The sequence below is a fragment of the Peribacillus folii genome (assembly GCF_030271255.1).
Lineage (GTDB): Bacteria > Bacillota > Bacilli > Bacillales > DSM-1321 > Peribacillus.
Window position 1 is genome coordinate 310,812 of the sequence record NZ_JASJOM010000004.1, and the last position, 13,540, is coordinate 324,351.

A 13,540-nucleotide genomic window follows, 5' to 3' on the forward strand; every position below is an offset into this window, starting at 1 on the left:
CTTTGCCCGATGCCAATAAAGGACAAGTCTTACTTTATTCCATCCCCTCCGCTTACTTATTGATTGAATGGAAACAAATCAGATGAACATCATGGAACAGAAATTGAAGATGCTCCTATCTTTTGCGAAAATCGTCATGAATCATGTGGAGTCGGGCTTAGATTCACTTCTAATCGTTAGTTACGAATATATCGGTCGTCAAGGAGCTGGGGGGATTTCTCTTTCCATTTGCAAATGATGGAAGGTAGTGATGGGGTGAAGCATTTGGCTTGAAGGGACAAGTGAACAAGGCTCGGCATTTGGCTTTGAATATAATGCTGCCAGCATAAATCTAGTAAACTGACCATTTTTATTTACGATGGATACCGTTGGCGAAAACGCGGTATCCATCTTTTACTTCCTTAAAATAGCAAGTCCCGTTTACGATGACCTTACTGGTGAAATGAGATGAAGCTGGGAAGAACCATTAACAGGCTCGGTCAGGACTGGTTTCATGGCTCCGCCAAAGCTTAGTTTGACATCTTTCTCCTTTATTACCTTCAAGGCATCCAATAAGAAATATCCATCAAGTGAAACCGTAACCTCCCCTTCACCTTTGATATCTTTTATATTTTGTAATTCTTCTATTTTCCCTCTTTCCGTTGAATTGGAGGAAATCCTTAATTTCATGTTGTCCAGGACTTCCAAGTGGACATTGTTGTTTCGGCAATCCCTTGCAAAGAGACAAGCTCTATCAACCCCTCTTAACAATTGCCCTGTGTCCAAGAAGATGGTCGTTTTTAAATCTATCGGCAGCGATTCCAATACATTAGGATAGCTGCCTTCTATCAGCCTGGTAAAAAGTGAACCATGTTTCGATTTAAATCTTACGTAGCTTTTTGATATAAAAATATGTACGCATTCCTCCTCATCCATCAACAATTTGGACAATTCATTAAGGCTTTTACTTGGGACAATGAACGAACCGGTTACCTTGGCTTCTATCGTAAGCTCGCTTGAAGCTAAGCGATGCGCATTCGTTGCCACGCAGGATAACAAGTTTTCCTTGAAGATCATATTGATTCCTGTCAGCACTGGCCTGGACCCGCTTTTGGATACGGCAAAAGCCGTCTGCTTAATGATTTCCTGCAATCCTTCCCTGCTTACCTCTATGCATGCAGCATCATCCATTAATGGAAGATCAGGGTATTCCCCGGACTTGAAACCATTAAGATCCGTGATGATTTCAGCGGATTTTATCGTTACTGAATGATTTGCGTTCAGCTTAATATCAATGAAGCCGGATAGTTTTTGGACGATTTCAATTAAATATTTTGCAGGCAAGACGACACTTCCCCTATCATGAACCTCCAATACCCTGTCACCATCAAGCGTCATCGGATGGTTTTTTCGATGGTAATGTCCGAATTACTCCCTAGGAGGATTAAGTGATCATCATTTGCTTCTATCTTTATCCCTGTTAAAATGGAATGAGGCGATTTTATGGGTATCGCCTGTCCGACTGCTGAAAGCGCATGATGAAAACAGTCTTTGTTTACCTTAAATTCCACAAGAAAAACCCCTTTTTGTATTCGTTATTAATCACAATTCGACAAGTTCCTGATAATCCCTTTTTGCCTCCGTTATCAACGCTGCATATGTGAAGCATTTACCACAACGGAGTTGGCGGCAGCCCCATTGATATCGTCTAGGAAAGTCCGTTCAGAAGGTGGATGGTATCGTATTCGATTTCACTTTTACATTCAATTTATTGGTTGTGACGTCTTGAACAATGATTGAATGATTGTTTGACTTTGGCTAACTAGGTGATAAGCCGCTTGGGGAACATCATGCATGAAAAAAGCAATATAGGAGGAGTACATCTTGAATCCCTATGCATTTTTGGCAATCGCGATCATAAGTGAAGTGTTTGGCAGCTCCATGTTAAAGGTCTCAAACGGTTTTAGACGGTTTTTCCCTTCCATAGGTGTGATAATCGGAATGGGTGTAGCCTTTTACTGTCTTTCGATCTCCCTTATAACCATCCCGCTCGGTACGGCGTATGCAATATGGTCAGGTATCGGAACTGCATTGACTGCTTTAGTGGGAGTAATCGTTTATAAGGAAAACTTCAACACAAAAAAAATTTTAGGTTTGGTCCTGATCATTGGCGGAGTTGTCATATTGAAGCTTGCTGCTGGTGTTTCTCATTAACATAGATTCAATCGGAGGTTTTGAAATGAAAGGTTACTTTGCTTTGGGCATATCCATCATAACCGAAGTATTTGGTACGACCATGCTAAAGATATCTGATGGGTTCACTCATTTATTCCCCACATTAGGGGTGATGATAGGATTTGGAACGGCGTTTTATTGCCTTTCCTTATCTCTTAAAACGATTCCGTTAAGCTTGGCCTATGCCATTTGGTCTGGAATAGGCACTGCATTGACCGCGTTGATAGGCGTTCTCCTCTGGAATGAGCCATTCAGTACGATTACGTTGGGCGGGTTAATCTTGATCGTAGGCGGTGTCGCTTTATTGAACTCTTCCCATACTTCGAAAGAAGCAAGGTCTAGCTGAACGAGATCGGTGCATGGGTTTAACTTAAGATGAAAAAAGGGTTCGGAAATTTTAATTTCCGAACCCTTTTTGTCTTGAAAGGAGTTTCTTTTACCGATATTCATAGAAAGATGCTGCCTCAAGCTCTACCAAGTTCGCCTTGCAAAGTCGGTGAACTTGAATTTATCCGGCCTATGCCTGGATTCGCTATACTGAAACAAACTTCCATCCATTAAATGGACCGTACTTCTTACCACCGCAACCATATCATAATCTTCCATATCCAAGAGCTGTTTATCTTCTTCACTGCATGGCTCCACGGTGATTTCCTTATTAGAAAATCCAATCTGAAGCCCCAGCTCACCTTCGATATATCGATAAATCGAATCCTCACTGATTTTCTTTGTCAGCCCAGGGACGAGCTCACTATTGAAATAGTCTTTATCGAGGATGATTTTTTTACCGTTGATTTGCCGAATCCGGAAAACCTTCCATATTTCCTTATCTTTCGTTAGGTCAAGATGCTTCATCATATTTGAGTCCGGTGACTCAAGCTCCAGCGTATGAATGATCGTTTTGGAATGCAGATTCAGCTTTTCCGCCATTTCCTTAAAGGAAATCAGGCCTGCTACAGGAAAATTGAATTTGTTGATATCGAGCACGAAAGATCCCTTGCCCTTGATTTTATGGATATACCCATTTTGTTCGAGCAAATTCAAGGCCTTTCTCACCGTATCTCTAGATATACCATACTCTGACATGAAGCTGCTCTCGGAAGGCAGCTTTGCATTGATTCGGAATGTACCTTCTTCAATTTTTGCAATGATATCTCCATATAGCGATAAGTATTTGCTGTTCATTTCATCACCACAATATTATTTGTTAGTCTGCTTCCCCTTCCGCAACAAATAGACTACCGATTCATAAGGACGCAGCACACATTGATCTGTAAGCTCTTTTGAATCAGTGTAGTTGGAGAGTAGAAGCTCTGACTTGAAGCCGGAAAGGGTTGCTTCCTTTGGCATTTCGAATAACGCTTCTTTTGCATAAAAATTATTGATGACCAAAAGCTTCTCATCTTCATGACTGCGAATATAAGCGAATAATTCGGGATGTTCGCCAAGGATTTCCTGGTATTCCCCATATGCAATGATATCATGTTTCTTTCGTAAACATATAAGTTTTCGGTAATGATAGAAAACCGAATCTTGATCGCTCAGTGATTGCTCAACGTTGATCGCTTTTGCATGATCTGGCACTTGAATCCATGGCGCTCCCTTCGTGAAGCCTGCATGCTCCGCATTTCCCCACTGCATCGGAGTTCGGGAATTGTCACGGGATTTAGCTTGAAGTATTTCCATTATTTCTTCTTCATCTTTTCCTTCTTCTTTTAAAATATTGAAATAGTTAATCGATTCGACATCACGATATTGTCCGATTTCCGTGAACTTCGGATTGGTCATCCCAATTTCCTCGCCTTGATAAATGTAAGGCGTTCCCCTGAGCATATGAATCGCTGTTGCCAGCATCTTGGCCGATTGCTTTTGATATTCCCCATCATTCCCAAACCTGGACACGATTCGCGGCTGGTCATGGTTGCACCAGAAGAGGGCATTCCACCCGTTACCTTCTTGCATGCCATATTGCCAGCTGCTGAGGATATCCTTTAACTGCCTGAAGTCAAAGTCGGCAATGGACCACTTTTCCCCATCCATATAATCCACCTTGAGATGATGGAAGTTGAATACCATGGACAGCTCCTTCTCATCAGGGGCAGAATATTGGATGCAATGGTCGATCGTCGTCGATGACATTTCTCCTACCGTCACCACATTTTCATCTTTTCCGAACGTTTTTTCATTCATTTCTTTAAGGTATTGATGGATTTTGTGGCCATCTGTATAAAAGCAGCGTCCGTCCCCTTCCAAATCATTCTCGAATAAATCAGGCTTGGAAATGAGATTGATGACATCCAGGCGAAACCCTTTCACACCTTTTTCCATCCAAAAGTTAACAACGTCGTAGATTTCTTGCCTTACTTTAGGGTTTCCCCAGTTAAGATCAGCTTGTGTACGGTCGAACAAGTGAAGATAGTATTCATCAAGTTCTTCTACATATTCCCATGCCGGGCCGCCGAATTTCGAAATCCAGTTCGTAGGCGGTTCACCGTTAGGCGTTTTTTTGAAAATATAATAATCCTTATACTCTTTATCCCCTGCCAAGGCTTTTTGGAACCACTCATGCTCTGTTGATGTATGGTTGAAAACCATATCCAGCATGATTTCCATATTCCTTGATTGGGCGGCCTTCACCAATCTTTCAAAATCAGCCATTGTCCCGAACACGGGATCGATCGATGTATAATCCGCTACATCATAGCCATTATCATTTTGCGGCGAACGGTAAAATGGCGTCAGCCAAATATAATCGATGCCAAGCAATTCAAGATAATCCATTTTTTCAATCACACCATTGATATCCCCGATGCCATCCCCGTTGGAATCCTTGAATGATTTAGGATAAATTTGATATACGGTGCTTTTTTTAAAATTCTTCATTGTAAAATCCTCCTCTGCTATTTCAATTGACCTTTTGCCAATATGCTAAAAAAAAGAGGGAGACTTCTCCCCCTTTGCATGGTTACGCATTTAATTTCGTTGGTTTCGTTCTCGTTTTCAAGTTCATTTGAGGCCGCTTGGAAAAGACGATGGTCAAAACGAACGGCACGATGAAGGCAACCAGCATCGCCACTGCAAACATCCCCATATGCTGTGGCTGGATGGAAAGGATACCCGGAATTCCGCCAACACCGATGGAGTTGGCCATCACACCAGATCCGACGGATACGATGCCTGCAAACATTGAACCAATCATACCGGCCAGGAACGGAAAGCCGTATTTCAAGTTAATTCCGAACATGGCCGGCTCGGTTACCCCGAGATAGCATGAAATCGTGGCTGGGATCGACACTTGTCTTTCCTCCTCGTCCTTTCTATTGATGTAAATCATCGCAAGTACAGCCGTTCCTTGAGCAATGTTCGATAAAGCGATCATCGGCCAAAGGTTCGTTCCATGTAATGCACTACCCATAAGCTGCAAATCGATTGCATTTGTCATGTGATGCAAACCGGTAATGACAAGCGGTGCATACGCAAAGCCGAAAACGGCAGCGAATAGCCAACCAAACGATGAAGTCAGACCAGAATATACAACCGTAGAAATAACTGTGCCGATTTTCCAGCCGATAGGCCCTAAAACGGTATGGGCAATGATCACGGTTGGAAGCAAAGCAAAAAATGGAACGACGATCATGGAAATGGAATTATGCACTCGATCTCTCAGGAACCGCTCTAAATAAGCTAAAACGAAGCCTGCCAGTATCGCCGGAATGACCTGGGCTTGATAGCCGATCATATCGACTTGGGCGAAGCCAAAATCCCAAAACGGGATGTCACTTGCTTTTGTCCCTGCCACGGCATATGCATTAAGAAGCTGCGGAGAAACGAGCGTCAAACCAAGGACGATGCCGAGAATTTGCGTGGTGCCCATTTTCTTCGAAATGGACCACGTGATCCCAACCGGAAGAAAATGAAATATAGCTTCGCCAATCAGCCAAAGGAAAGCATGGACCCCTGACCAAAATTGGGAAATCTCCACAAGCGTCTTCGTGCCATCATCGAACATTTTAATATCCCCGATGATATTGCGGAAACCAAGAATGAGGCCCCCGACGACTATGGCTGGAATCAGCGGTGTGAAAATATCCGCAAGATGGGCAACCAAGCGCTGCAGCCAGCTCATATTCTGTTTAGCTGCCGCTTTCACGTCTTCTTTCGATGCTTCCTGCAAGCCGGCTATCGAAACGAATTCATTATAAAAGGATGATACTTCATTGCCGATGATGACCTGGAACTGCCCGGCTTGTGTAAAGGTTCCTTTTACTAGTTTGATTGATTCAATATTCGTTACATCCGCCTTTGCTGTATCTTTCAGTACGAATCGCATTCTAGTCGCACAATGCGTGACGGTGGCGATATTCTCTTTCCCTCCGACATATTGGAGCAAATCCCCTGCTGGTTCTGTGTATTTACCCATTTGAGTACTTCCCTTCCTTAGAAAGTAAAATATATTAGTCCCCCAAACCTGTACGTACAAGATTTGGTTACGCTTTCATCTTATCCTGTACGTACAGGTGTGTCAACAATTTTTTTCAAGCATCTTTATCCTTTGAAATAATAAAAAAGCCTTTCCCCGAATTCCGCCGGGAAAAGGTTTGAAAATCATACGGTTTTCTTTCGCATTACGGGCCATATAGCAGGATTGCTCATGACAATGTAAGCGTGAGATGCGTTTCTGCAACTTCCACTCCATTCACAAGAAGCGAGATCTTGTGGAGGCCCCCATAATGACGGCGTGTGGTCAAATCCTTCCAATTATGAATTTTCACTCTATCAACACGCTCTCCAGCTGCAAAATTCCTATCTGCCAGCAGGAACAATTTACGAGACGTTTTTTGCTTCGCTTTTACGAAATCGATGGCGTACTCAATCCGAAGCTTCACTGAACCGCGGGCTTTCACCTGAAAGCCAAAATGAAGTTCACTCGTTTCCCCGATTTTAATGGAAGCCGGCTCATTTTCAATAAAACCTGCAGCTACCATCGTCGGGTCATTCAATACATCCGCGTACCCAAACATCTCCAGCACCTCGGGATCCGCCCGTTTGACGAGTGACCTGCACCCTCGCCGGATGATCCAATCCGTATAGGGATCGCCAAACCCATGCCAGCGCTTGGCAATTTGAATGACAGCATCCGGGTGGTCCTTGGCAATATCATTTAAGTTATTGGCCACACTTTTGCGCACGTAGAGCGAGGGATCGTTTTTAAGGCTTTCAAGCAGCTCCAGCACCGGCTTCGGATCTGCCTTGAACATCGGTAAAGATTGCCCCCAAGGCAACCTCGGCCGGCATCCTTCACTTGCGAGCCTGCGGACATGCTCATTCTCATTTTGTGCCCATTCCTTCATCTTCGCAATCATTAACATGGGCTCAAGCAGGATGAACGCACGTACGGCAAATTCAGCGGAAGACCTAACGGTAAAACGCTCCAAGGCTTCTAGAGACAGTGCCCAATCCTCCTTATTCAACCCATGCACCTCTACAAAATCCGGGAAAAATAAATATCTGAAGCCTTCACAATCCTTTTCCAATCGATACAGAATGTTCAAGGCCTCAGAATAATCACTTGGGAGATGCCTTCCCAGTGTAAGCGAAATATGCCTGATCCGCTCTTTCAATTTCATCTCATCCCAGTCCTCGTTCATCACTTCATCCCGAAAAGATCGAGCGGAAAAGGACGGATGGACGCTCCTCACTTTTTCACTGAATTCACGAATGAAAGCAGCACTATATAAATCCTTTAATGGTTCAGCCACTTAATTTCACTTCTTTTCCACATGTTTTCTTATCCCGTTCACCAATCATAGCATCTTTCCCCATTATGTAACAACCAAGCCCAGCTTCGGCAATAATTAGGCCGTCTTCGTCGATAATTCGACCTACTCACCGTTCATTCAACTTAAATTCGATTTATTCGGTCTAAATTGGATCATACCGGGGTTAAGATATTGAAAGTCTGGTGAAAATGAAGAAGGTGCGGCATTAAGCTCCCGCACCTTTTGTAGCTAAGAATATAGTTATTAGCTTCCTATTGTTCTTTTTTCATGGAAAATCGAGATATTGTCTCCCCTTATTCCTGCATATGCTCCTTTGTTTACCAATTGTTTTCTTTCTGGATGAGCAAGAAGCCATTTATTTTTCATGAATAAAAGTTTATCTTCTTGTGTCCTTTTGAGGATGTCCTGTTTTAATGGCTCATTTGTACCGGCTGGCAAGATTACGATTGTCTTGAAACCTTCATCGTTAACTTTACACGGGGCAAAATGCAAGGTTGTGCTATATAACTCGATGGCCGTTCCTTTCGGAATAAAAAACGCCTCTACATTAGTAGAGTCATAACTATTGTCGTGAATGTCTTGTACCTTTCCCAATAGGAGAACCATATCCGTCACGGCAATATTTATTTCACTGCCTTTATGGTATTCTAAACCATTTAACGTTGCATTCGGACCATTACAATATCCAATTTGAATCGGCATTTCTCCATAAAATCCAGTTTGAATTCGTTCCTTCACGCTCGTATTCTCCATATCCGCTACAGAGGGAATATAGATATTTTGATCTTGCGGGATCTCCTTTTCTTTCATATATGCTTGCAACTCTTGGAAATCATATCCGTTAATTATATTACCGTATGGGGCAAACGTATGGTCTTCAACATGAAAAAAAGAAAGATGTTTGTTCAGATCTTTTACTATGTCGTATTTTGACAACCTTACTCAGCTCCTTTTTCCATTTTAAAAGGCCCTCAAATGAATAATCTATGAGGAACCTTTCAATGTTATTTATTATCATTTCATTACTGGTGCTTCCGTAATTGTGTTGTCCCATGCATTGCGGAATTTATCCAAGCCATAATCAGTAAATGCGTGATGGAAGCTTTCCTTGTATACATCGAAGCCACAGGTCACGATTTGGGCCCCTGCTTTCGCTGCATCAACGATTTGTTTGCCATTCCGCAAAGCGGCCACGATAATTTCGGTTTCGAAATTATACGTTTTATAGATATTTGCGATATCTTGAATGTATTGAGTCGTGTCATCCCCGCTATTTTCCTTCCATCCAACGAAAGGCGATACGAAGCTAGCCTTGATTCTAGCAGCTTGCAAGGCTTGAGAAGGAGAAAAAACAAGCGTGACATTCGTAGGAATGCCTTCTTTTTCAAACTCCCTCGCCGCAATTAAACCTGGTTCTGTACATGGAATTTTAATGACGAAATTGGATGATAATTTTGCAATTTCCGTTCCAACCACAACCATTTCTTTAGCATCGTCTAAATGAGGATTAATCTCGACTGAAATAGGAAAGTTCTCCACGCCCTTAAATTCGCTTCCTAATTCATCTAACACGGTAAGGAATGGTTTCCCACTGGTCATGATATGGCGAGGATTTGTTGTTACCCCATCAATTGCCCAATTTTCATATGCATAACGTACTTCCTTAATAATGGCACTGTCCAAAAAATATTTCATCGTTTGTTCCTCCTCTTGTAGTTAAAGATATCTACCTTTTAATTAAATGTCATTACCTTTAACTATATAATAAAAAAAAGGTTTTTATATTTCAAGCTTTTTCTTTACAGATTCTAGTAAATTTAATTATTGTGCCAGGTGCCCGTTAGTTTTTTAAGTATAGAAAATTCTACACTATGCCACATTACGGGCGCTTCAACTTTAAAACATCCTAGTTAAATCCGGCAGCCATTTACGTAATTTTTGTTTACATAGGTATACCAGTTTTACGGTCATTAAGATCTTTTACGATGGTATTGTATTTATCATCGGATAGCTTATAAAAGAATGCCATTACAATAATCGTTGCCATGGCTAAAGTACTTGGATATATGAACATAAGTCCTCTAATCCCTTCAACCACATTCGCATTTTGCACGGCATTGGGAACATAACCAACCAAACCTAAAACAATTCCCGGAATGAATCCAGCAAGAGCCTGAGATAGCTTGCGACAAAATGTAAAGAATGAATAAACCACACCTTCGGATCTATTGCCTGTTTTCCATTCCCCGTATTCAACAGCATCAGAAACGAATGCCCAGTTCAAACTATTGACGAATGCGCTTCCAAAGAAGGCAAAACAAGCTAACATGATGAATATTACAGCGTTATCCGCAAATATATAAGCCAATAAATCGCCAACTGCCCAAATTGCGCAGCCAAGTATATACGTATATTTCTTTCCTATTTTTTTAACCATGAACGGAACTAGTGCTACCCCAATAAACACACAGCCAATGCTGAAAAACCCCATATAAGGAACGATCGAAACATTTTTCAATACATATTGGCAATAGTATACTTGGACCGCGAGCTTTACATTGAAAGCTGAAAAAGTAAACAAGTTCACTAAACAAAGGATCAAAAGGGGGGTATTTTTTAGCAGTCCCTTATAGCTCTCACTTAGTTTCACCTGAGTTTCTTTAGGCTTATCATATACATACCGTTCCTTAACATTCTTATAACAATAGAGTTGAAATAATATACCTAAAAAAGCAAATACAGATACAGCCACTATGTATCCAGTGGACTCACTATTGAACAGTAACACGATAGGCATGAATCCAACTGTAGTAATCAGCAGGCCCATGTTTGAACCTGCTTGTCTGAATGCAGCTAATTCCGCTCTTTCTACAGGGTCTTTGGTCATCGCTGGGACCATTGAACCGTATGGAATATTCGAAATACTATAAATCGTACCAAATGCCATATAGGTTGCATATGCCCATATCATCTTTCCAGTGAGTGAAAAATCAGGATTGGTAAAACTAACGATTGTAATAAGTGCTAATGGTACTGCCGTGTAAAGGATAAACGGCCTGAATTTCCCTTTGGGACCAATTTTTTTTCGATTATCCACCCATGTGCCTACCGTAATATCCGCAAAAGCATCCCATATTTTAGTAATTAAGAAGATTAATCCTGCAGTTGCTGACGGCAATCCGAGTGCATCCGTATAAAACTTAAGCAAATAGATTTGACCTAGATCAAATAAAAAGTTATTTCCTACATCTCCCATTCCATAGGCGATTTTTTCCTTAAGCTTTAATTTCTTAGAAGTATTAACTGGACGATCCATGTTTGTAATGACTGATTGTTCCATAAGTTCTCTCCTTTTAAATATCCATTTTAAAATTTAAGAAATTCCCATTTAACTAAATTGTCAATAATCCTTCATAAGAAAATTAAACACTCATAGAGTTCTTACAGATGAAAAAGTATCATGGCACGTTCTCCTTTCCTTGATACAAATTAACGTTACTATCTTTTCTAAAAAGTAATTATGTTTTAATAATAGTATGAAAACGCATACAAAATAGCAAGCCTTTTCTTGCATTTTTTTATTTGTTTTAAAAATTCAGTTTTTTAACCGTGACTCCAAAATTTTCCGGTACGTTTGTTGCACAATCTTTAGTTTTCATGTTTTCAGAATTTTTTTGTTTTTTTCTAATCTTCACTTGTAATTTTGTAAACGTATTCTTATAATGAACAAAGATACTGATTTTTAATTAAAGGTAACTATGTTTATACGAGATACGCTAGCTCCTTACTTATGGAAATGCAAGAGAGATTTGGAACATGATAAAAACATGTAGAAACTATTTAAATGGTTGACAAAATGTTCTTACATTACATGGAGGTTATGGATATGAGTACAAAAAGAAAAGAATTAAACAGTAATTTTTTCTCAGGGTTTTTAAATGTTGATTATTTATCTGAAGAAGATAAATACATTTATAAAAAAGAACAACAAAAATATAAATTTAACGTAATTGGTGCCGGGATGATTGGTCATGAGCATATTAAAGTTACCATGCTAGAGGGAAGAGCAACCATTCATGGTATTTATGACCTGGATAAGAAAAGTATCGAAAATACGAAAAGGATGTTCTCACAAAACTTCCCTGGACATAATCTAGTGGAGTATCGGACTCTCGAGGAAGCTTGTCATGATCCACAAGTAGATGGACTGATTATTTGTACCCCGAATTATACCCATCTTGAGATTGTGAGAGAAGCGGTCAAATCCGGAAAGCATATTTTACTAGAAAAACCAATGGCTACAAATTTAGAAGATGCATTAGAAATTAAGAAACTTGCTGATGGGTATAAAGGAATCTTTCAAATCGGCCTTCAATATCGTTACAAAGCGATTTACAACGAATCGCTTCACGAAGCGATCGAGCGCAAAGCAATCGGTGATATTAAGACGATCAGCATTGTAGAGCATAGACTTCCATTCCTGGATAAAGTAAACCAATGGAATAAATTTTCTAAGTATTCTGGCGGAACCCTTGTTGAAAAATGTTGTCATTATTTTGACCTTTTAAATTTATTTGCTCAATCCAAGCCTTCTTTCGTTTATGCAACTGGAGGAAGCGCTGTCAATTTTAAAGACTTTGAATATAAAGATCAAAAATCTGATATTATCGATCATGCTAATGTCAATATCGTCTATGAAAATGGTGTTAACACGAATTTTAATTTGTGCATGTTTTCTCCTATGTTTTATGAAGAAATTACGATATGTGGAGATGAAGGAAGACTTAGAGCATATGAAAACGATGATTTTTTACCAGTGAATAGACCGAATACACATCTGGAAGTATTAAGTGGTGAAAGTAATCCTACAAGAATCTCCACTCCTTGTTATCCATCTGTTATTCAAAGCAGTGGGCATAATGGCGGAACATATTATGAGCACAAATACTTTATTGATAATATTGAAGGCGTTTCAACCACCACTGCCACTGTGGAAGAAGGTTTTTGGTCCATTGTCGTAGGTATCGCAGCAGAAGAATCAATTAAAACTGGAAAAGTGGTACACATTGATGAATTGTTAAAGAACATCCATGACGGAAAAGCGACTGTCTCCAATTAAATCGGCGGAGCATGAAAAATGCGGCACTACCCTTTTTATGGGTAGTGCCGCATTTTCATATTTCTTGCCTTTGAATCCCAGCAGTCAGTGCGATGCCCCGTTTCGTCTTCCCCCACTTTCCATTCCTTTAATCACTGAAAATTGCAAGACACTGACAAGCACCATTATATAGTAGGAACCTAGCAAGCCTGATTTGTAGACAAAAAGGGGTTGGAATTCCTTTTTTCAGATATCCGAACTCCCGAAAACTCAATTTATTTGCTGTTGAGTACCTTAATAGACCTTCCAATTGGCCAAGGTAACAAGAAGAAATGTCATTCCATACATACTCCTGTTTACTCCTACCACTGGATACACCTTTTTCAACAAGATATAAATGCAAAGAAATGGGAGCCTCCAGAACCACCTCTGGATAAGGGAGCGCATG

General features: G+C 40.6%; 12 protein-coding genes. 3 read left to right on the forward strand and 9 right to left on the reverse strand.

The features are described 5' to 3' along the window. Positions 1 to 420: 420 nt before the first annotated feature. The gene (gene dnaN, locus QNI08_RS08730; RefSeq protein WP_285767027.1) at positions 421 to 1,353 is read right to left on the reverse strand and encodes a DNA polymerase III subunit beta; all 933 of its coding nucleotides are present in this window, start codon (positions 1,351 to 1,353) and stop codon (positions 421 to 423) included. Between the two features lie 20 nt (positions 1,354 to 1,373). Continuing rightward, complete coding sequence (locus tag QNI08_RS08735) at positions 1,374 to 1,550, reverse strand: hypothetical protein (protein WP_285767028.1); 177 nt, start codon at positions 1,548 to 1,550, stop codon at positions 1,374 to 1,376. A 313-nt stretch (positions 1,551 to 1,863) separates the two neighbouring features. Between QNI08_RS08735 and QNI08_RS08740 the strand changes: the two genes are divergently transcribed. Both QNI08_RS08740 and QNI08_RS08745 read left to right on the forward strand, forming a co-directional pair. Beyond that, positions 1,864 to 2,193 (forward strand): DMT family transporter, encoded by a 330-nt coding sequence (locus QNI08_RS08740; protein ID WP_285767029.1) that lies wholly within the window; start codon positions 1,864 to 1,866, stop codon positions 2,191 to 2,193. Positions 2,194 to 2,218: 25 nt separating this feature from the next. Next, positions 2,219 to 2,560, forward strand: coding sequence for a DMT family transporter (locus QNI08_RS08745; RefSeq protein WP_285767030.1), 342 nt, complete (start codon positions 2,219 to 2,221; stop codon positions 2,558 to 2,560). A gap of 125 nt (positions 2,561 to 2,685) precedes the next feature. On the opposite strand, the gene treR is transcribed toward QNI08_RS08745, so the two are convergent. The 7 genes from treR to QNI08_RS08780 all read right to left on the reverse strand — a co-directional run bounded on the left by treR (position 2,686) and on the right by QNI08_RS08780 (position 11,334). After that, positions 2,686 to 3,399: a trehalose operon repressor gene (gene treR / locus QNI08_RS08750; protein ID WP_285767031.1), complete on the reverse strand. Its 714-nt coding sequence runs from the start codon at positions 3,397 to 3,399 to the stop codon at positions 2,686 to 2,688. Positions 3,400 to 3,414: 15 nt separating this feature from the next. Then, a complete protein-coding gene (treC, locus tag QNI08_RS08755) occupies positions 3,415 to 5,097 on the reverse strand; it encodes an alpha,alpha-phosphotrehalase (protein ID WP_285767032.1) in 1,683 nt (560 codons plus the stop codon). Between the two features lie 82 nt (positions 5,098 to 5,179). After that, positions 5,180 to 6,634 carry a PTS system trehalose-specific EIIBC component gene (treP, locus tag QNI08_RS08760; protein ID WP_285767033.1) on the reverse strand — a complete coding sequence of 485 codons (1,455 nt, stop codon included), beginning with the start codon at positions 6,632 to 6,634 and terminating at the stop codon, positions 5,180 to 5,182. 229 nt (positions 6,635 to 6,863) lie between these two features. Next, positions 6,864 to 7,973, reverse strand: a complete 1,110-nt coding sequence (locus tag QNI08_RS08765; RefSeq protein WP_285767034.1) for a DNA alkylation repair protein — start codon at positions 7,971 to 7,973, stop codon at positions 6,864 to 6,866. 264 nt (positions 7,974 to 8,237) lie between these two features. Beyond that, positions 8,238 to 8,930 (reverse strand): DUF4867 family protein, encoded by a 693-nt coding sequence (locus QNI08_RS08770; RefSeq protein ID WP_285767035.1) that lies wholly within the window; start codon positions 8,928 to 8,930, stop codon positions 8,238 to 8,240. Positions 8,931 to 9,008: 78 nt separating this feature from the next. After that, positions 9,009 to 9,689, reverse strand: coding sequence for a transaldolase family protein (locus QNI08_RS08775; protein ID WP_285767036.1), 681 nt, complete (start codon positions 9,687 to 9,689; stop codon positions 9,009 to 9,011). Positions 9,690 to 9,936: 247 nt separating this feature from the next. Then, positions 9,937 to 11,334, reverse strand: coding sequence for an MFS transporter (locus tag QNI08_RS08780; protein WP_285767037.1), 1,398 nt, complete (start codon positions 11,332 to 11,334; stop codon positions 9,937 to 9,939). Positions 11,335 to 11,880: 546 nt separating this feature from the next. Between QNI08_RS08780 and QNI08_RS08785 the strand changes: the two genes are divergently transcribed. Next, positions 11,881 to 13,113 carry a Gfo/Idh/MocA family protein gene (locus QNI08_RS08785; protein ID WP_285767038.1) on the forward strand — a complete coding sequence of 411 codons (1,233 nt, stop codon included), beginning with the start codon at positions 11,881 to 11,883 and terminating at the stop codon, positions 13,111 to 13,113. The last annotated feature ends 427 nt before the right edge of the window (positions 13,114 to 13,540 follow it).

Bases quoted from the DNA above. Each gene is read 5' to 3' on its own strand.
- QNI08_RS08785 (WP_285767038.1), top strand. From the start codon at position 11,881: ATGAGTACAAAAAGAAAAGAATTAAACAGTAATTTTTTCTCAGGGTTT.
- treR (WP_285767031.1), bottom strand. From the start codon at position 3,399: ATGAACAGCAAATACTTATCGCTATATGGAGATATCATTGCAAAAATT.
- treP (WP_285767033.1), bottom strand. From the start codon at position 6,634: ATGGGTAAATACACAGAACCAGCAGGGGATTTGCTCCAATATGTCGGA.
- QNI08_RS08775 (WP_285767036.1), bottom strand. From the start codon at position 9,689: ATGAAATATTTTTTGGACAGTGCCATTATTAAGGAAGTACGTTATGCA.
- QNI08_RS08780 (WP_285767037.1), bottom strand. From the start codon at position 11,334: ATGGAACAATCAGTCATTACAAACATGGATCGTCCAGTTAATACTTCT.
- QNI08_RS08745 (WP_285767030.1), top strand. From the start codon at position 2,219: ATGAAAGGTTACTTTGCTTTGGGCATATCCATCATAACCGAAGTATTT.
- treC (WP_285767032.1), bottom strand. From the start codon at position 5,097: ATGAAGAATTTTAAAAAAAGCACCGTATATCAAATTTATCCTAAATCA.